This is a genomic window from Butyrivibrio sp. NC2002 (genome assembly GCF_000702265.1).
Lineage (GTDB): Bacteria > Bacillota > Clostridia > Lachnospirales > Lachnospiraceae > Butyrivibrio.
Window position 1 is genome coordinate 662,538 of sequence record NZ_KL370880.1, and the last position, 18,453, is coordinate 680,990.

Annotated in this window: 20 protein-coding genes; all 20 read left to right on the forward strand. The window is 41.6% G+C overall.

What is annotated here, in order from left to right:
• The first annotated feature begins 51 nt into the window (after positions 1 to 51).
• The 20 genes from T543_RS10010 to fabZ all read left to right on the forward strand — a co-directional run bounded on the left by T543_RS10010 (position 52) and on the right by fabZ (position 18,400).
• Positions 52 to 282 carry a helix-turn-helix domain-containing protein gene (locus T543_RS10010; RefSeq protein WP_035767990.1) on the forward strand — a complete coding sequence of 77 codons (231 nt, stop codon included), beginning with the start codon at positions 52 to 54 and terminating at the stop codon, positions 280 to 282.
• Positions 269 to 496: a BRO-N domain-containing protein gene (locus tag T543_RS10015; protein WP_035767992.1), complete on the forward strand. Its 228-nt coding sequence runs from the start codon at positions 269 to 271 to the stop codon at positions 494 to 496. Before T543_RS10010 ends, T543_RS10015 begins: the two co-directional genes overlap by 14 nt.
• The gene (locus tag T543_RS10020) at positions 497 to 1,141 is read left to right on the forward strand and encodes a hypothetical protein (protein ID WP_035767994.1); all 645 of its coding nucleotides are present in this window, start codon (positions 497 to 499) and stop codon (positions 1,139 to 1,141) included.
• The gene (locus T543_RS10025) at positions 1,128 to 1,445 is read left to right on the forward strand and encodes a hypothetical protein (protein ID WP_035767996.1); all 318 of its coding nucleotides are present in this window, start codon (positions 1,128 to 1,130) and stop codon (positions 1,443 to 1,445) included. The genes T543_RS10020 and T543_RS10025 overlap by 14 nt, the downstream gene beginning before the upstream one ends.
• A 52-nt stretch (positions 1,446 to 1,497) precedes the next feature.
• Positions 1,498 to 2,505: a virulence RhuM family protein gene (locus T543_RS10030; protein ID WP_035767997.1), complete on the forward strand. Its 1,008-nt coding sequence runs from the start codon at positions 1,498 to 1,500 to the stop codon at positions 2,503 to 2,505.
• A gap of 265 nt (positions 2,506 to 2,770) precedes the next feature.
• A complete protein-coding gene (locus T543_RS10035) occupies positions 2,771 to 3,289 on the forward strand; it encodes an arsenate reductase/protein-tyrosine-phosphatase family protein (protein ID WP_442856091.1) in 519 nt (172 codons plus the stop codon).
• Between the two features lie 117 nt (positions 3,290 to 3,406).
• Complete coding sequence (locus T543_RS10040; protein WP_035768001.1) at positions 3,407 to 4,099, forward strand: YkgJ family cysteine cluster protein; 693 nt, start codon at positions 3,407 to 3,409, stop codon at positions 4,097 to 4,099.
• A 94-nt stretch (positions 4,100 to 4,193) separates the two neighbouring features.
• Entirely contained in the window at positions 4,194 to 4,964 is a 771-nt protein-coding gene (locus T543_RS10045; protein ID WP_051638683.1) for a PHP domain-containing protein, read from the forward strand.
• Between the two features lie 261 nt (positions 4,965 to 5,225).
• Positions 5,226 to 7,253, forward strand: a complete 2,028-nt coding sequence (locus T543_RS10050) for a methyl-accepting chemotaxis protein (RefSeq protein WP_051638684.1) — start codon at positions 5,226 to 5,228, stop codon at positions 7,251 to 7,253.
• Between the two features lie 5 nt (positions 7,254 to 7,258).
• Complete coding sequence (locus tag T543_RS10055) at positions 7,259 to 8,227, forward strand: substrate-binding domain-containing protein (RefSeq protein ID WP_035768003.1); 969 nt, start codon at positions 7,259 to 7,261, stop codon at positions 8,225 to 8,227.
• A 179-nt stretch (positions 8,228 to 8,406) separates the two neighbouring features.
• Entirely contained in the window at positions 8,407 to 10,752 is a 2,346-nt protein-coding gene (feoB, locus tag T543_RS10060) for a ferrous iron transport protein B (protein WP_035768005.1), read from the forward strand.
• Positions 10,753 to 10,943: 191 nt separating this feature from the next.
• Positions 10,944 to 11,171: an acyl carrier protein gene (acpP, locus tag T543_RS10065; protein ID WP_035768008.1), complete on the forward strand. Its 228-nt coding sequence runs from the start codon at positions 10,944 to 10,946 to the stop codon at positions 11,169 to 11,171.
• A gap of 50 nt (positions 11,172 to 11,221) precedes the next feature.
• Positions 11,222 to 12,073 (forward strand): acetyl-CoA carboxylase, carboxyltransferase subunit beta, encoded by an 852-nt coding sequence (accD, locus tag T543_RS10070; RefSeq protein ID WP_035768011.1) that lies wholly within the window; start codon positions 11,222 to 11,224, stop codon positions 12,071 to 12,073.
• 8 nt (positions 12,074 to 12,081) lie between these two features.
• Positions 12,082 to 13,086 carry an acetyl-CoA carboxylase carboxyltransferase subunit alpha gene (locus T543_RS10075; protein WP_035768013.1) on the forward strand — a complete coding sequence of 335 codons (1,005 nt, stop codon included), beginning with the start codon at positions 12,082 to 12,084 and terminating at the stop codon, positions 13,084 to 13,086.
• Between the two features lie 3 nt (positions 13,087 to 13,089).
• Entirely contained in the window at positions 13,090 to 14,040 is a 951-nt protein-coding gene (locus tag T543_RS10080; protein WP_035768015.1) for a beta-ketoacyl-ACP synthase III, read from the forward strand.
• Positions 14,034 to 14,933: a nitronate monooxygenase gene (locus T543_RS10085; protein ID WP_334291519.1), complete on the forward strand. Its 900-nt coding sequence runs from the start codon at positions 14,034 to 14,036 to the stop codon at positions 14,931 to 14,933. The genes T543_RS10080 and T543_RS10085 overlap by 7 nt, the downstream gene beginning before the upstream one ends.
• Positions 14,930 to 15,862, forward strand: a complete 933-nt coding sequence (gene fabD, locus T543_RS10090; RefSeq protein WP_035768019.1) for an ACP S-malonyltransferase — start codon at positions 14,930 to 14,932, stop codon at positions 15,860 to 15,862. Before T543_RS10085 ends, fabD begins: the two co-directional genes overlap by 4 nt.
• Positions 15,852 to 16,601: a 3-oxoacyl-[acyl-carrier-protein] reductase gene (gene fabG, locus T543_RS10095; RefSeq protein ID WP_035768022.1), complete on the forward strand. Its 750-nt coding sequence runs from the start codon at positions 15,852 to 15,854 to the stop codon at positions 16,599 to 16,601. The genes fabD and fabG overlap by 11 nt, the downstream gene beginning before the upstream one ends.
• Before the next feature lie 56 nt (positions 16,602 to 16,657).
• A complete protein-coding gene (fabF, locus tag T543_RS10100) occupies positions 16,658 to 17,938 on the forward strand; it encodes a beta-ketoacyl-ACP synthase II (RefSeq protein WP_035768024.1) in 1,281 nt (426 codons plus the stop codon).
• Complete coding sequence (gene fabZ, locus T543_RS10105) at positions 17,939 to 18,400, forward strand: 3-hydroxyacyl-ACP dehydratase FabZ (RefSeq protein ID WP_051638685.1); 462 nt, start codon at positions 17,939 to 17,941, stop codon at positions 18,398 to 18,400. It begins immediately after the preceding gene.
• The last annotated feature ends 53 nt before the right edge of the window (positions 18,401 to 18,453 follow it).

Genomic DNA, 18,453 nt, shown 5'->3' on the forward strand with positions numbered 1-18,453 from the left:
ACTAATGATACGCAATGAGTATAGAAACATTGAATGAATGGGGTGACTTGCATGGATAGCAGAGATTATTTGATAGAATTAAGAAACAGTACTGGAATGTCGAGAAAAGAGTTTTGTGCGTATTTTGAAATTCCGTATCGTACACTGCAGGATTGGGAATTGGGAAATAGGAAAATGCCAGATTATCTTTTGAGATTGATGGCGTATAAAATCGAGATGGAAAAACTTGCAGATGATAGTAATAATAATGGGGAAAAGGGGAAAAACGATGATGGAAGATAAGGTACAATTATTCGAAGATCAGCCTATAAGGACGGCTTGGGTAGAAGACGAAGAAGAGTGGTATTTTTCAATAGTTGATGTGGTGGGTGTGTTAACTGAGCAGCAGACCTTTGATGGAGCTCGTGACTATTGGAAAGTGCTAAAAAGCAGGCTTAAGGAGGAAGGAAATCAGTTGGTTACAAATTGTAACCAACTGAAAATGGAGAATAACTAAATGGGACAGTTTGATTTAGAAAAATTGGATAAAGCACTTATTTATGTAGATCGTATAGCAGATGGAAAAAATCCTATAAACAATATGCCGGCAGATAATGATGATGTTATGAATGATCCTAATGTTATTAGATGTATGTTTTTTATCAAAGATGTGCTTTTGGCGCTTAAGGAAAATGGTGGAGTGATTGGAAAAGCTTCAGGGATTAAGAAAAAAGAATTCCCTATGGAGTCACTTTCTGAGTATCAGTTTATAGAGACAAAAACGATAACAAGATTTACAGAGCAATTGAATTCTGTAATAAATGAAAAAGAATACAAAAAGCTGTCGTATAAAGCGATAACTGATTGGCTCAAGAAGAATGGCTATTTGATAGAAAAAGAGGATAATCAGTTAAATAAAAAAGTAACACTGACTACAGAAAAGGGACAAGCTGTTGGAATAACACATTCTTTGCAAACTAGCATGAACGGAACCGCGTATTATAGGATAGAATATGACAAGATGGGGCAAGAGTTTGTTTTGCAGAATCTTTCTGAAATTATAAAAAGTCAAGGGCTGGGAAGAAACCCTGACACAGAGTTCCGGCGCAGAGAAATTTGTGGTATTTTTCTCAGTGGTACTGACACTCATGAATTATACTAGGTCATCAGCGGGGCTTGTCAGCAAAAACGTCAAGAGTGTGCTGATCCTTGATAATCCTTTTGGAAAAATAACTTCAGCGCATCTTTTGAAGCCGATGTTTGATATAGCAAAGCACTTCAATGTACAGTTGATTTGCCTGTCAGATATCAATAAGAGTGATGTTGTTGGCTGCTTTGATTGCGTTATCAAGCTTGTTATAAAGGCACAGAAACTTTCAAACTTCGAAATAATGACGCATGAGGGTAATGAGAGGATAGAGCATGGCTACTATAAGATTATGAACGGACAGATGAGTTTGTTTTGATGATAAAGACTTTTTTATTTGTCTAAACATATTAGTCGGAGGTATTCATATAATGAATGAATATGGGGAAGTTATCATCTACCAAACAGATGATGGCTTAACGAAACTTAATGTAAATCTTCAAAATGAAACAGTATGGCTTACTATCGATCAAATGGCAGAATTGTTTCAGAGAGATAAATCAACAATCTCAAGACATATAAATAAGATTTTTAAAGAGGGAGAGTTGGTTAGAGAGGCAACTGTTGCATTTTTTGCAACAGTTCAAATTGAAGGTGGAAGAAAAGTTGAAAGAAACATAGAGTACTTTAATCTGGATGTTATTATTTCTGTTGGATATAGAGTTAAATCTAAGCGTGGTACACAGTTCCGAATTTGGGCAAATTCCGTACTGAAGGAGTATATCATTAAAGGATTTGCAATGGACGATGAGCGCCTGAAGGGTAATGGCGGTGGAAATTACTGGAAAGAACTATTAGATAGAATCAGAGATATCCGTTCGTCGGAAAAAGTTCTTTATAGGCAGGTTCTAGATCTTTATGCAACCAGCGTGGATTACAATCCAAAAAGTGACGAGTCAATCCAATTCTTCAAAATTGTTCAGAATAAATTACACTATGCAGCACATGGTCATACCGCAGCTGAAGTGATTTATGAAAGAGCAGATGCTGAAAAGCCTTTTATGGGATTAACTTCATTTGCGGGTGAGTTGCCCGCACTTAAGGATATTGGAATCGCAAAGAATTATCTGAAAGAGGATGAACTAAAGATTCTAAACAATCTTGTATCAGGTTATTTTGATTTAGCAGAGATTAATGCAATAGAGCATAAACCTATGTACATGAGCGATTATGTTGAACAGCTTGATTCGATATTGACTTCCGGAAACAGAAAACTGTTGGAGGGACCGGGGAAAGTTAGTCATGAAAAGGCTCTTAGTAAAGCAAAGGAAGAATACAGGAAATACCAGGAGACAACCATTTCGCCTGTTGAAGAAGAGTATATGAAGAGCATAAAAGATGTTGCAAAAGAAGCAAAAATACAAAGCAGGAAAAAATAGGAATCTGCTTTACTTATGAGGACTCTTGTAACAGAATAGTTATGTCGGTGCAAGACCATCTATATTGCACCTTCACTTGCACCTTTTGCCGGTCAAACTTTGCCAAATATTGCCAAGGATTGCCACGAAAATGAGAAAAACACGTTGGATGAAAATAGGCTTAAAACCAGTAAATACGCAGAAATAGAGGTTTTTTACTAAGATGATTAAGATTTTATTCGTCTGCCACGGCAATATATGCCGGTCTACAATGGCGGAATTTATTATGAAGGACATTGTGCGTAAACAGAATATGTCTGAACTTTTTCATATAGAGTCTTCGGCGACGCATACTGATGAGATATGGAATGGGCAGGGAAGTCCTGTTTATCCCCCTGCGAAGGAAAAACTCAGAGAGCATGGGATAGGAACGGCAGACAATGAACTGGGAGTTAGTAGCAAAAGAGCCAGACTTACAAGCCGTACTGACTATGATAAATTCGATTTTATTATAGGCATGGATAGTGCCAATATCAGGGATCTGAACAGACTCTTTGGAGGTGACCCTGAAAATAAGATTTTCAAGATGCTGGAGTTTGCCGGAAGAAGTGGAGATGTGGCTGATCCGTGGTACACGGGGAATTTTGATGATACATGGATTGACTGCTCGGAAGGGTGTCATGGTCTGTTCAGGAGCATTATTACAGATCCAAAGTATGCAGAATATTTAAGCAGTGCTATGGACTTAGACGACTTTGATGAACCGGAGCAGGGGCTGATATTTGATGACTTTCCAAGAGGATAATGGGAATAGATTTATGAGGGGACCAGGCCCAATACGAGTCCGGTATTTGTTTTTTTGAAGAAAAACAAATACCTACACATGATCCGGCAAAAAAATATGAAAAACGAAGGTAATATAATGATCAGAAATATAGAATTATCGGAAATATCTGACGGAAAGCTCTATGATGCTGCAGACATGGCAAAGCTTGGCGTTGGCGATTGTGCCGGCTGTCATTCGTGCTGTTGCACAATGGGAGATACAGTTGTACTTGATCCCTACGATATTTACAGCCTTGAAAAAGGTCTCGGGAAAAGCTTCGAAGAGTTGCAGAAAGAGAATATAGACCTGCGAGTTGTGGATGGAATAATACTTCCCTGCCTTGCTATGAAAAGTAAGGTACAAGTAAATGGCACAGGTGAAGGAGCATCACAAAGAGAAGATGATGCCTGCTCATTTTTAAACGAAGACGGAAGATGCAGTATACATACATTCAGACCCGGATTCTGCAGACTGTTTCCGCTTGGAAGGATTTATGAAAACGATACTCACAAGTATTTTATTCAGGTAAATGAGTGCAAAAAAGAAAGACAGACAAAAGTAAAAATAAAAAAATGGATAGGCATACCTGATTTTTCTGAATATGAGAAGTATGTGGATGACTGGCATTACTTTTTTAAGGGAATATCAGAGAGAGCACCTGAAATGGAAGATGGCCAATTAAAAGCAGTGAATATGGGCCTTTTAAAAACATTCTTCATAGCTCCTTATGATATTGAAAAAGATTTCTATCCTCAATTCTATGAACGCATGTCCAGAATTGGTTTTTAAAACAGACAAATATTTTCAAAAGACCTTTATGCGCTTTGATTATGGCATCATCGGTTATATAATTGAGTCGAAAAAATAATCGAAAAGGTACAAGATGAACTATATATACGAAACACATTTACATACAATTGAGGCAAGCGCGTGCAGTACAACACCTGCTGAGGATTATATTGACTACATGATAAAATGCGGATACAGCGGTTTTATCGTGACAGATCATTTCTTTAACGGCAACAGCTGTGTTCCCAAGGATATTCCGTGGGAGAAGAGGATTGAGCAGTATTGCAGTGGATATGAGCATGCACTTGAAGCAGCAAAGGGAACAGATCTTACTGTGATGTTTGGGATAGAATACAATTTTCAAGGGGACGAGTATCTTCTTTATGGCGTTGACAAAGAGTGGCTTCTTGAAAATGATGACATCATGGAAAAAACAAGGCATGAAGTATATGACCTGGTCCATGAAGCCGGAGGAATAATGATCCAGGCGCACCCATACAGAGAAAGAGGCTATTTGTCAGCAATCCATCTTACGCCTTCTGTCTGCGATGGTGCTGAGGTGTTCAACGCAGGCAATCCTGACTATCAGAATGCGCTGGGCTATCAGTATGCCAAGGATCATGACTTTTTGATGGCAGCAGGTTCAGATATTCATTTTTTCCCGATCATATCGATGGGCGGAATGAGCTTTCACTATAAGATCAATTCGATCAGCGAATATGTGGAAGCCTTTATGAAGGGAGATGGAACTCCGGTTTACAAGCTTGACCCTGCTTCAGGGAAAAATCCATTCATTGATGTTGAAAAGTCAAAGTCACTAACAGAGATTTCTAAAAATCCGGAATTGCCGGTAATATGGCACTAAAAATGGTGGAAAAACATTATCTGCGCATTTAATTCTCACCGGAGGAGCCTTGGAGCGGGTGAATGACCTCTCGAGATGTGGGAAGTATATAATAATGATTAAAGAATGTAAAAAGACTTTATGCTAGTAGGCGTTTGTAAACAAAAACAGCATAAGGTCTTTCTTATTTATTATAAATTTGTAAAAAGACTATTAAACCGCGCACAATCAGTTTTTAGGTGGTATATTGAGGACATGACGACTTTTGAAAGGAGTATCGCTATGCCTCAGAAAAAAACATCTAAGGGTACAAGCGGCAAACCGCGCGGTTTTAAATCTATGCAGGCTGAAATGCTTGCAATCATCGTACCTATCGTTACAGCTCTTGTAATAGTGCTGATCACAGTATCATATAATGTCTCCAAAAATATGATAAAACAATCATCAGAAGAGCTTCTGCAGTCCTCCGTTGCAAGCCAGGCTTCCAAGATAAAAGACTGGGTTGATCAGAACCTGGGGACTCTTTCTTCAATAAAACAGACGGTAGAACGTTCAAACTTTACGGATGCTGATATCCAGAACGTGCTTGACGGCTTCTATGGCTATGACACCGATTTTCCTGAGGGCATATATATAGCATCTGCCGATGGAAAAACATATAAGGCTTCGGATTCTGAAAAAATCATGACGGATTTTCAGAATGCTGAGTGGTATAAGCATGGTCTAACAACGGTAAATATGTCTATTACCACGCCTTACCAGGATGCTGACGGGGCCAAGATCATAAGTGCGACAGGTATGCTCGTTGAGGATAGTGATACAGTAAGGGTTATCGGTGCGGACATGTCACTTGATGCTGTTACGATTATCGTTAATTCTTCTATCAGCATGGAAGGTGCTACATCGTTCCTTGTTGACAGCAATGATATGGCAATCCTTGCTCACAGAGATAATGCACTTCTTGGAACAACTATCGGTTCCGACGGATCAAAGTTCATGTCGAAAGTAGCTGATAAATTAAATGCACGTCAATATGACCTTTTCGAGATAGAAGGCAATATGACCTGCATAAAAGAAGTTGGTTCTACAGGATGGATCCTTGTTTCATATATTCCGGACAGCATTATCTTTGCCGATTCCAATAAGCTGGGAAATCTGATGCTTATAATCGGTGTTATTTCGGTCGTTCTTCTTGCGTTTGTACTTTCAAAGATCATCAAATATCTTGTTAAACCTATTGCAGGTCTTACCAAGAATATTACCGATATGTCATCCGGTGACTTTACTATTAAGATCGATAACAAAGGCCAGGATGAGATCGCAGTTATGGGCAGATCCCTTGACAGCTTTTCCGGTTCTATGCGCCACATGATAGCAGATATCAGGCAGGCTGCGGATGACTTAAGTGAACAGTCAGAGACAAGTAGTGATGTTGCCAATAACATGTATGAAGCAGCCAAGATCCAGGGACAATCAATGACACAGCTCAAAGATACGGTTAATCAGCTCTCTGAGTCTGTCAATGAAATCGCCGGCAACGCTACTGTTCTTGCAAATGTTGTTTCCGATACAAGAGAAAAAGGTACTGAGGCTGATGAAAAGATCAAGCAGACTGTAGAAGTCTCTATCAAAGCTAAGAGAGAGATGGAAGAAGTTGGATCTGCTATGGATAAGATCCTTGAAAACATGAATAATCTACAGGAAGCTATCAACAAGGTTGGTAAGTCTTCTGAGGAAATTACCGAAATCATCGGACTTATCGGTGAGATCGCTGATGAGACAAACCTCCTTTCACTTAATGCTTCGATTGAGGCTGCACGCGCCGGTGAGGCAGGAAAAGGCTTCGCGGTTGTTGCATCTCAGATCGGAAAACTTGCAGCTACAAGTACTGAGTCGGTTAATACTATCGGAGGTCTTATCGAACAGGTTAGAGATCTTGTTGCAGATGCCGTTGCACAGGCCAACAACAGTGCAAAGAATATCGATGAAAGCAGTGCATCGATTAAGGGATCTGTTGATACCTTTGATGAGATTTACAACAATATTCAGGAAACTAACGTCCTCATTAAAGAGTTCCTCACTAAAATTGAGGAAGTCGACAGAGTTGCAACTAACGTTGCGGCAGTTTCCGAAGAGCAGGCGGCAAGCTCACAGGAAATCCTTGCTACATCTGAGACTATGGTTGAGCAGGCAGATAATATTACTGAAAACAGTCAGAAGGTTGCTGATGACTCTACAAATCTTGCAAAGACTTCCGAGAGTCTGTCTGAGCATATGAGTAAATTTAACATAGAAAGTGAGGAGGACTGAGAATCATGAAGAAAATAGTTTCCTTTGCTTTGATACTGGTTATGTGTGCGGTGCTCGTAGGAGGCTGTGGCTCCAAGAATTCTTCAAGCTCCGGAGGCTCGGCAAAACTATATCTGTCATATACAAAAGATGACTTCAGACAGGCATTTGCAGATGCAGCAATTGCGGAAGCAGGTAACAGCGGAGTTACGATTGTAGCTAATGCGGAGGACGATACTGTTGAAAAACAGGTTGAGTCAATTAAAAATGCAGTAGCTGACGGATGTACTGCAATCTTGTGTATTCCTGTCAATTCTGCAACAGCGCAGCAGCTTGAAGTTGCAGCAAACGGTGTGCCGATCATTTTTTGCAATTCAAAACCCGATGCAGAATACATGAAAGCAAACAAGTACATTTATGTTGGATCAAGTGAGGAGCAGGCAGGACAGTTCCAGGCTGAAAAGCTGATGGCTCTTTACCCTTCAAAGAAGGAATTCAACATAGTAATGTTCAAGGGCGTAAAAGACCATTCGGGAACAGTGGGACGCCAAAACGGTTTCAAGAACACGATGAAAGCAAATGGCATAAATGTAAATTATGTCTTTGAAGATTATGCTGACTGGTCAGGAGAAATTGCTGTAGAGAAGTTTAAGCAGTTTTTGAAGACAGGACAGGCATATGATGCTGTAGTTTGTCACAACGATACAATGGCAGTAGCTGTAGCGGATTATATGATGGAAAATGGCATAAGCACAGATGACATTCCTGTATTTGGAGTTGATGCAACTGCGGATGGTCTTGCTTCAATTGATAAAGGCGGACTTACATTTACAGTTTATCAGTCTGCCAAAGGTCAGGGAATTGCAGCTGTTCAGGCTGGAGTACTTATGAGTAAAGGGCAGCCTGTAGGCTCTATTGATGGAGCTGATGAGAGTGAAACATATATTTATGTTCCTTTCGAAGCAGTAGATAAAGGTAATTACAAGAATTACTGATAGTAACTTATTAGATGTAAAAGGACTGCGGGCAATGATCATACGCGTCATTGTACCGCAGTTTTTTCTTACATTAGCCATGACTTTGTATAAAAAACACTCCGCGTACTATTGTGTTTGTGGTATCATCTTTTTTGATGTAAAATCCATTTTTTATTTAATAAACAAGGTAGGAACTTATGACTATAAAAGATTTAAAAGTCGGGCAATCAGCACGAATAGACAGTGTCGGAGGCGAAGGCGCACTAAGGCAGCACTTTTTGGATATGGGTGTTATCCCGGGGGCTGAGGTGATGCTTGTTAAACTTGCACCTCTTGGTGATCCTATGGAGCTTAGGATACACGGATACGAACTCACACTCAGGCTCTCTGATGCCGAGAAGATAGAGGCTACTTTAATCGACAGTATCAGTGAAGAAGAGATTATTCCGAAAAAAAAGCCGGAGATAGAGCATCCCGGACTTGGTGAAGAGGGCAAATATCACCCGAAGGGAAGCGGCAATCCCCTTCCGGATGATGAACTACTTACTTTCGCCCTTGTCGGAAATCAGAACTGCGGAAAGACCACACTTTTTAATCAGCTCACAGGATCGAATCAGCATGTGGGTAATTTCCCCGGCGTTACCGTCGACAGAAAAGACGGCGAGATAAAAGGAAAATACAAGACACTTATCACAGATCTTCCGGGCATATATTCCATGTCTCCATATTCAAGTGAAGAGCTTGTCAGCAGAGATTTTGTTTTAAAAGAAAAACCAAGAGCGATCATAAACATAGTAGATGCGACCAATATTGAGAGAAATCTATACCTTACGATGCAGCTTCTTGAGATGAATATCCCTGTTGTTGTAGCGCTGAACATGATGGATGAACTTAGAGGAAACGGCGGATCTGTAGACATCAACAGATTTGAAAAAATGCTCGGTGTTCCGGTTGTCCCGATCTCAGCTGCCAAAAACGAAGGTATAGATGAGCTTGTAGATCATGCTATCCACATAGCGCATTTCCAGGAAAAACCGCAGATAGATGATTTCTGTGATGTAAACGATCATGGCGGAGCAGTCCACAGATGTATACATGCCGTGATCCATCTGATAGAGGATCATGCTCAGAGAGCGGGTATTCCTGTCAGATTCGCTGCAAGTAAAGTTATAGAGGGTGATGAGAGGATTCTCAAAAGACTTGACCTTGACGATAACGAGACCAGAACTTTCGAACATATCACCAGGCAGATGGAAAAAGAGAGAAATCTGGATAGAAGCGCAGCCATCGCAGATATGAGATTTTCATTTATAAAAAAAATCTGTGATGAGTGCGTTGTTAAGCCTCATGAAAGCAAAGAACACATAAGAAGTCAGAAGATCGACAAATGGCTTACAGGAAAATACACGGCAATCCCGATTTTTGTAATAGTAATGATGCTGGTGTTCTATCTTACATTTAATGTAATAGGTGCATTTTTGCAGGACCTTCTTGCGATGGGAATAGACGGGCTAAAGCAGCTGACAGATATGGGCCTTCAAAAAGCCGGTGTAAATGCAGTTGTACACGGCCTTGTTATAGATGGCATATTTGAAGGCGTGGGCAGTGTCCTTAGCTTCCTCCCGATAATAGTGACGATGTTCTTTTTCTTATCACTTCTTGAAGATAGCGGATATATTGCGAGAGTAGCATTCTTTATGGATAAGATGCTAAGAAGGATAGGACTTTCTGGAAGAAGTATTGTCCCGATGCTCATAGGCTTTGGCTGCACGGTTCCTGCTGTTATGTCCACAAGGACTCTTCCAAGTGACAGAGACAGGAAGATGACAATACTTCTTACTCCGTTTATGAGCTGCACTGCAAAACTCCCGATTTATACATTTTTTGTGGCTGCATTTTTCCCAAATACGGGATGGATAGTAATTACTTCGCTTTATTTTGGCGGGATCTTGCTTGGAGTTCTCGCGGCGCTCTTTTACAAAAAGTTCCTGTTTAAGGGCGAGGCTGTTCCGTTCGTTATGGAACTTCCAAACTACAGAATGCCAAGCGCACGCAATGTAATGCAGCTTTTGTGGGAAAAAGCCAAAGACTTTTTGCAGAAGGCATTTACGGTTATTTTTGTAGCAACAGTGATAGTATGGTTCTTGCAGACATTTGATTTTCACTTCGATGTTGTTAAGGATGCAAAAAATAGCATACTTGCCACAATATCCGGCATACTTGTTCCTTTGTTTGTACCTGTTGGACTTGGGGACTGGAGAATATGCACATCACTTATATCAGGATTTATGGCAAAGGAAAGTGTTGTTTCGGTATTGGAAGTTCTATTTGGAGATGTAGGCGCTGAGGCTTATCTTTCGACAGCATCAGCACTTAGCCTGCTTGTGTTCTCGCTTCTGTACACGCCATGTGTTGCTGCGATAGCATCCATTAAAAGAGAGATGGGAAGGAAATGGGCTGCTGCAGTAGTATTATGGCAGTGCTTTGTGGCCTGGGTCGCAGCATTTGTTGTTTATCTTGTGGCGGTAAATATTCTTAAGTGATCTGTCACACATCAAGAGACTATGCACCCGGTAAGGGGCAAATTCATTAAAAAGAATTATTGTAAGTTTAGGGCATATAGGAAACTATATGTCCTTTTTATTTATTATGTGATTGACAAATGGGAATTAATCGGATACTATTTCAAAGTAAATTAGTTAAATAGAATTTAATTAAAAAGGAGATAACTAAAATGAGTTTAGATGAAATCAAAGTAATAATCGCAGAGACACTTGGAGTTGATGAGAGCGAAGTAACACCTGAGGCAAATCTTATTGATGATCTCGGAGCGGACTCACTTGCTATAGTTGAGCTTCATATGGAAATCGAGGAAAAGACAGGGATCAAGATTCCTGATGAAGCTATCACAGATCTTCATACAGTTCAGGATGTACTTAATGCCATCGCTGCAAATAAATAAATTTGCAAAATGATGTGTGTGCTTTTATTAAGCGCAGCAGGAGGAACGTAATGGTACCTATACTTAACAAAATGGCTTTTTCAACCAAGGTCCGCAAAGAGGCAAGCGAAGCTTTTTTGAAAAATGATAAGGACTCAGCTTTTGCTACCTGTAAGGCCTGCGGAAGAAGAGCCCTTAAAAAGGATTGGAAGGACAACTACTATGTATGTCCTGTTTGCGGCAAGTATAAAAATATCGGGGCGTATTACAGATTGTCTCTGATCATGGATCAAGGAAGTGTACAGGAGCTAAATGCCGATCTTACTGCAAGCGATCCGATGGATTTTCCGGAATACAAGGAAAAGATTAGTAAGCAGAAAAATGAAACCGGGCTTTTGGAAGCTGCAGTAACTGTGATAGGAAAAATAGGTGGCCACAAGGCATGCGTGATTGTTCTGGACAGCAGATTTTTCATGGGAAGTATGAGCAGCATTGTTGGAGAAAAAGTTACCAGAGCCGTTGAGTACGCAACACAAAAGCACCTTCCTCTTATTATTTTTTCAGCGAGCGGCGGAGCCAGAATGCAGGAGGGAATCTACTCACTTATGCAGATGGCCAAAACCGCGGCAGCGATAGAAGAGTTCAGTGCTCAGGGCGGCCTGTATATAAGCTACTTAACGCACCCCACGACAGGAGGCGTGACCGCAAGCTTTGCTTCTCTTGGAGATATTACACTTGCAGAGCCCGGAGCGCTCATAGGTTTTGCAGGACCAAGGGTTATAGAACAGACAATCCACAAGAAGCTTCCGAAGGGCTTTCAGAGGAGCGAATATCTCGAATCACATGGCTTTGTGGACATGATAGTTGAGCGAAAAGACATGAAGGATACGCTTATTAAGCTTATAAAGCTGCATCAGAAATAGGGGGACCTATGATAGAAACAATGTTAAAGAAGATTGAAGAGCTTGACTTACAGATAGATACCTTGAAGAGCAAAGCTGCCAAAACGACAGGAAAGCTTGTAAAGGAGACTATTAAGAGCAAGGAAGTTCTTGAAGAAACTGAGGATGATTATTCCAAGTGGGGTGAGTATCAAAGGAAGATAGATGAACTTAGCCACATGCGTGAGTACTTCCTTAGAAGCTGTGAAAAGCTTTCACCGGATGAAAAGGTGTTTCTTGCAAGACATAGCGACAGACCTCATATTGAGGACTTTATTGACGGACTTTTTACTGATTTTTTTGAACAAAAAGGTGACCATCTTTTTGATGAAGATAAGAGCATATATGGCGGCATAGCTAGATTTCATGGAATACCTGTAACTGTCATTGGACACAGAAAAGGTCATACGGTTCAGGAAAATATGGAATACAACTTTGGTATGCCGTGTCCTGAAGGTTACAGAAAAGCGCTTCGTCTGATGAATCAGGCAGAGAAATTCGGAAGACCCATAATTACTTTTATTGATACACCGGGAGCATATCCCGGAATGGAAGCCGAGGAACACGGTCAGGGTGAGGCTATAGCAGTAAATCTTGCAAAAATGAGCCAGTTCCATGTTCCTGTTATATCAGTAGTTACGGGAGAGGGAAATTCCGGAGGTGCTCTTGCAATAGGCGTTGCAAACAGAGTTTTGATGCTGGAAAATGCAGTTTATTCAATCTTAAGTCCTGAAGGATTCGCAAGTATTTTGTGGAAAGATTCTGCAAGACATAAAGAAGCATGTAAGCTAATGAAACTTACTGCGGACGACCTTAAGGAAGCAGGAGTGTGCGATGAGGTGATAAGAGAGCCACTTGGCGGTGCGCAAAGAGATTACAGACTTGTGATGAAAAACATAGATGCAGTTCTCTACAAGCACCTCAAGGAATTAGAGGCTATGTCTCCTCAGGAAGTAAAGACTGACAGACAGATGAAATACAGAAAGATTGGATAAGCTATGAAAAATATTGAAATCATCGGATGTGGAATGGCAAAAGCGGGGAAAGTGGTATCCAATGATGATCTCTCGAAAATTGTAGAAACAAATGATGAGTGGATAAGCACCAGAACCGGAATACGAAACAGACGATTTTGCACAGAAGATGAAGACGCATACACACTGGCTTTTGATGCTGCAGATAATGCTATAGAAGATGCAGGTATCGATAAAGCTGACATAGGCTGCCTGATATGTGCAACCATATCAGGTGAGTACATTACACCCAGTATGGCATGCGTGATACAAAAAAGGCTCGGCCTAAGAGAAGACATTCCGGTACTTGATGTTAATGCAGCCTGCAGTGGATTTATATATGCAATTGAAGTTGCAAGAGGTTTGCTAAACGGAAACGGAGAAAAGTACGGACTTGTCATAGGCTGCGAGCAGCTCTCAAAGCTTCTTGATATGACAGACAGAAGTACCTGCGTGCTCTTTGGAGACGGGGCAGGCGCTGCAATAGTCAAACTGACTGAAGGCGGACTTTATGAGTCTTTTCTTGGCGCACGCGGAGGCTACGAGATAACAGTTGAAGGCGCAGGTCCTGTGAGAAGCAAGATCAGCATGGAAGGGCAGGAGGTATTTAAGTTTGCCACCTTCGCAATTCCCAAATGCGTAAATGCGCTGTTTGAAAAATCAAAGCTAACCATAGAGGATGTGGATCAGATAGTGTGTCATCAGGCTAACGAGAGGATCATTGATCACTGCGTAAGAAAGATGAAGGCTGATCCATCAAAGTTTTACAAGAACATGGACAAATACGGAAACACAAGCGCAGCTTCGGTTCCGATGGCACTGTGTGAACTAAAGCAGATGGGAAAAGTGCAGGCAGGAAGTAAGGTCATGCTTGTCGGGTTTGGCGGTGGCCTTACCTGGGCAGGAGTACTACTGCGTTTGGGAGATAGATCATGAAAAAATTAAACGAAATATTAGGTACTGAATTTCCTATAATTCAGGGCGGTATGGCCAATATCGCAACAGGAAGCTTTGCTGCGGCCTGCTCAAATGCAGGAGCTCTGGGCCTTATAGGTGTTGGCGGAATGAATCCCCAAATGCTTAGGGATGAAATAAGAATATGCCGCGAAAAAACAGACAAGCCTTTTGGCGTAAACATAATGCTCATGCACCCGGATGCAGATGAGTTTGCGGACATAGTCGTAGAGGAAAAAATAAAGGTAGTGACAACAGGAGCAGGAAATCCTGCTAAGTACATGGATAAATGGAAGGCAGCGGGGATCAAGGTTATCCCTGTAGTTGCAGCTCCTATCCTTGCCAGGCTCCTTGAAAAAGCAGGAGCAGATGCGGTAATAGCAGAGGGCTGTGAAAGCGGAGGACATGTGGGAGAGATGACCACGATGACACTTGTTCCGCAGACGGTGGATGCGGTTGATATTCCTGTAATTGCTGCAGGAGGAATTGCAGATAGCAGGCAGGTTAGAGCTGCTTATGCACTTGGTGCCTGCGGAGTTCAGGTCGGAACATGCCTTCTTGCAAGCATAGAGTGTCCGATCCATGAAAATTATAAAAAAGCAGTTATCAAGGCAAAGGGAACAGATGCGATAGTTACCGGAAGAATAGGAGGTACTCCCGTACGTATCCTTAAAAACAAGATGAGCCGTGAGTATCTGAAAAAAGAAAAGACAGGAGCATCTCTTGAGGAACTGGAGAAGTACACACTTGGAAGTTTACGGAGAGCTGTTTTTGAAGGAGATGTTGATACAGGCAGTCTGATGGCGGGACAGACCTGCGGACAGGTAAATGAGATCAGACCACTTCGAGAGATATTTGAGGAGCTTATGAAATGATGAAAAGAGCATTTTTGTATGCAGGTCAGGGAAGCCAGCATAAGGGAATGGGAGAAGACTTATACAGAAATTATCCAGAATTCAGAGAGATATTTGACAATGTTTCACTTGATTTTGATTTAAAGAAGATGTGTTTTGAAGATCCCGAGGGAGAGATAAATAGGACCAGATATACTCAGCCCTGCATGGTCGCTTTTGCCTGCGGTATGACAAAGATCCTTGAAAATAAGGGCATTAAGCCGGATGTCGTGGCAGGTCTCTCTCTTGGTGAATATTCTGCCCTTTGCGCAGCCGGTGTCTGGGACTATAAAGAGACTGTAAAGCTTGCTGCATTTAGAGGAAATGCGATGACCAAAGCAGCTAAAGACGTTGAAGCAGGAATGACTGCTGTTATGGGGCTTGACAGAGAAAAACTAAATGTATGCGTTGATAAGGCAAAAGAGCTGGGAGTTGTTTCTATCTGCAATGATAACTGCCCGGGGCAGCTTGTTCTTGGAGGTGAGAAAAAGGCAGTCGACAAGGCTGCTGAACTTGCAAAGGAGAGCGGCGCAAAAAGATGTGTTCCCCTAAATGTAAGCGGTCCTTTCCATACGAGCTTTATGAAGAGCGCAGGAGATGAACTTGAAAAATATTTTGAGGATATCAGTTTTGAAAAAGCAAGAATTCCCGTTGTATTTAATCTCGTCGGAAGAGAAAAGCATGAGGATGAATCGGTACAGGAACTCTTAAAAGGGCAGGTACAAAACGGCGTCCTTATGACTCAGTCTATAAATTACATGCTTGATAAGGGCGTTAAGGAATTTGTAGAGATTGGTCCGGGCAAGGCTCTTTCAGGATTTGTAAAAAGGTGTGCAAAGGAAAAAGGTATAGACGATATTAAGTGCGTAAGCCTTGAGACTTTTGAGGATGTGGAAAATTATGGAAAATAACAGAAAAACAGCTCTTGTGACAGGTGCGGGAAGAGGCATCGGCAGAGAGATTGCAATTGCTTTTTACAAAAAAGGATACAACGTTGTTATCGGCTATGCGGGAAATGATGAAGCTGCAAATGAAACAAAGAAGCTATGCGAAAGCGAAGGAGTACTTGGAGGGATTTCTTTGGTAAAAGGCGATGTCTCCAAAGAAGAAACTGCAAAAAAGCTGATTGAAACAGCACTTTCTTTTACAGGTAAACTGGAAGTTCTTGTCAATAATGCAGGTATAACAAGGGATAATCTTCTGGCAAGAATGACGCCTTCCGATTTTGACAGCGTAATTGATACCAATTTAAGAGGTGCATTTCTACTGTCTCAGATGGCGATAAGGCCTATGATGAAGCAGAGGTTTGGAAGGATCATAAGTATTTCAAGCGTTGTCGGTGTTCACGGAAATGCAGGACAGGTCAACTATTCTGCGAGTAAAGCCGGACTTATCGGAATGACCAAGAGTATCGCCAAGGAGCTTGCTGCAAGAAATATAACAGCCAATGCAATAGCACCGGGGATGATTGAAACGGATATGACCGGAGTTTTGTCTGATGATGTAAAAGAAAAAATAAATGCACAGATTCCTGCAAAGAGAATGGGAAGTTCAAAGGATGTTGCAAATGCAGTTCTTTTCCTTGCGGATGAAAACAGCGGTTACATAACAGGTCAGGTTCTTGCTGTTGACGGAGGAATGGGAATGTAATAATATCCGCTCACGTTTAGGCAGATATAATACGGCATATATAGAGGAGATAAACTATGAGTAATAAGAGAAGGGTTGTGGTAACGGGACTTGGCACAATCAATCCCACGGGTAATTCGGTTTTGGAAAGCTGGGATAATATAAAAAAAGGAGTTTGCGGTGTAGATAAGATCACTGCTTTTGACACCACAGGTTATAAGGTAACGGTGGCAGCGCAGGTTAAGGATTTTGATCCCGCATCTCGCCTTGAAAAAAGAGAACTGCGTCATATGGCAAGATTTACCCAGCTTGCTCTATATGCCGCTGAAGAGGCCATAGAGGACTCTGGGCTTTGTGAGGCGGATGAGGATTATACCATTAATTCCAAGGTTACAAAGATTGCTGCGGACAGGATAGGTGTAATTATTTCCAGCGGAATAGGTGGACTTGGCAATATAGAAGAGCAGCATCAGCGCATGACAGATATGGGAAATGACAAGGTAAATCCATTTTTTGTACCAATGGCTATTTCCAATATGGCAGCTGCAAGAGTTGCTATTTATCACGGACTTAAGGGTATGTGTACCTGCCCTGTAACAGCCTGTGCAGGTGGAAGTAATGCTATAGGCGATGCCTTTTTAAGAATACGCGATGGCTATGAGGATGCCTATGTATGCGGAGGCTGCGAGAGCAGCATAACTCCTCTTGGAATTGCAGGATTCCAGAACATGAAGGCACTGTCCGAAACAGCTGATCCAATGAGAGCCAGCATTCCTTTTGACAAGGACAGAAACGGCTTTGTTATGGGAGAGGGCAGCGGAATAATCGTTCTTGAAGAGTATGAACATGCAGTAAAAAGAGGCGCGCATATCTATGCGGAGATAGTTGGATACGGTGCAAACTGTGATGCATTTCATATCACTTCTCCTTCTCCTGATGGCGAAGGCGGAGCAGCTTGCATGGAACTTGCGATAAAGGATGCAGGAATTAAAAAAGAGGACATTGATTATATTAATGCTCACGGAACAAGTACGAATCTAAATGATAAGTTTGAAACCGCGGCTATTAAGAAGGTCTTCGGAGATCATGCCAAAAAACTGTTTGTATCAAGTACCAAATCCATGACAGGTCATCTCCTCGGAGGTGCAGGCGGCGTGGAAGCAATCTTTTCAGTAAAAGCGCTGGAGGATTCATTCATTCCTCCGACAGCTACTCTCAAGGAGACAGATCCTGAAATGGACCTCAACTATGTTCCGGGAAAAGGAATAGACAAAGATATTACCTATGTCCTTAGCAACAGCCTTGGATTTGGCGGACACAATGCATGTCTTATATTTAAAAAAATGAGGGAGTTGTAAATGCTTGAAGAAATATTGGAAAACAGAGAAGAAAAAAATATTCTCTCAGCAGAAGAGATAGCGCAGATACTTCCGCACAGATATCCGTTTGCTCTTGTAGACAGGATACTTGATTACGAGCCGGGAGTCTGGGCAGTTGGAAGAAAATGCGTAAGTATGGATGAGCCCTTTTTTCAAGGGCATTTTCCGGGGAATCCTATAATGCCGGGTGTTCTCATAGTTGAAGCACTTGCGCAGACTGGCGCGGTAGCTGCACTTAGCCTTCCCGAGCATAAGGGGAAAATAGCTCTCTTTGGAGGAATAAAAAACTGCAGATTTAAAAAGCCGGTGGTCCCCGGGGATGTTCTCGAGCTGCGTTGCATGATGGTAAGGAGCAAAGGACCTGTAGGAGTTGCGGAGGCTGAGGCACTTGTTGACGGGAAAGTAGCAGCAAGAGCGGAGATTACTTTTTCTATTATCTGATCATAAACAGGCAAAAATTACTTTTACGCTTTACATAATATTTTTTATGACTA

What these genes read in the sequence shown, in the direction of transcription:
- T543_RS10075 (WP_035768013.1), top strand. Translation starts at nt 12,082, where the DNA reads ATGATAGAAACAATGTTAAAGAAGATTGAAGAGCTTGACTTACAGATA.
- T543_RS10010 (WP_035767990.1), top strand. Translation starts at nt 52, where the DNA reads ATGGATAGCAGAGATTATTTGATAGAATTAAGAAACAGTACTGGAATG.
- T543_RS10020 (WP_035767994.1), top strand. Translation starts at nt 497, where the DNA reads ATGGGACAGTTTGATTTAGAAAAATTGGATAAAGCACTTATTTATGTA.
- feoB (WP_035768005.1), top strand. Translation starts at nt 8,407, where the DNA reads ATGACTATAAAAGATTTAAAAGTCGGGCAATCAGCACGAATAGACAGT.
- T543_RS10035 (WP_442856091.1), top strand. Translation starts at nt 2,771, where the DNA reads ATGAAGGACATTGTGCGTAAACAGAATATGTCTGAACTTTTTCATATA.
- fabZ (WP_051638685.1), top strand. Translation starts at nt 17,939, where the DNA reads ATGCTTGAAGAAATATTGGAAAACAGAGAAGAAAAAAATATTCTCTCA.
- T543_RS10055 (WP_035768003.1), top strand. Translation starts at nt 7,259, where the DNA reads ATGAAGAAAATAGTTTCCTTTGCTTTGATACTGGTTATGTGTGCGGTG.
- T543_RS10015 (WP_035767992.1), top strand. Translation starts at nt 269, where the DNA reads ATGATGGAAGATAAGGTACAATTATTCGAAGATCAGCCTATAAGGACG.
- fabD (WP_035768019.1), top strand. Translation starts at nt 14,930, where the DNA reads ATGATGAAAAGAGCATTTTTGTATGCAGGTCAGGGAAGCCAGCATAAG.
- accD (WP_035768011.1), top strand. Translation starts at nt 11,222, where the DNA reads ATGGTACCTATACTTAACAAAATGGCTTTTTCAACCAAGGTCCGCAAA.
- T543_RS10040 (WP_035768001.1), top strand. Translation starts at nt 3,407, where the DNA reads ATGATCAGAAATATAGAATTATCGGAAATATCTGACGGAAAGCTCTAT.
- T543_RS10045 (WP_051638683.1), top strand. Translation starts at nt 4,194, where the DNA reads ATGAACTATATATACGAAACACATTTACATACAATTGAGGCAAGCGCG.
- T543_RS10050 (WP_051638684.1), top strand. Translation starts at nt 5,226, where the DNA reads ATGCCTCAGAAAAAAACATCTAAGGGTACAAGCGGCAAACCGCGCGGT.
- T543_RS10025 (WP_035767996.1), top strand. Translation starts at nt 1,128, where the DNA reads ATGAATTATACTAGGTCATCAGCGGGGCTTGTCAGCAAAAACGTCAAG.
- T543_RS10030 (WP_035767997.1), top strand. Translation starts at nt 1,498, where the DNA reads ATGAATGAATATGGGGAAGTTATCATCTACCAAACAGATGATGGCTTA.
- acpP (WP_035768008.1), top strand. Translation starts at nt 10,944, where the DNA reads ATGAGTTTAGATGAAATCAAAGTAATAATCGCAGAGACACTTGGAGTT.
- fabF (WP_035768024.1), top strand. Translation starts at nt 16,658, where the DNA reads ATGAGTAATAAGAGAAGGGTTGTGGTAACGGGACTTGGCACAATCAAT.
- fabG (WP_035768022.1), top strand. Translation starts at nt 15,852, where the DNA reads ATGGAAAATAACAGAAAAACAGCTCTTGTGACAGGTGCGGGAAGAGGC.
- T543_RS10080 (WP_035768015.1), top strand. Translation starts at nt 13,090, where the DNA reads ATGAAAAATATTGAAATCATCGGATGTGGAATGGCAAAAGCGGGGAAA.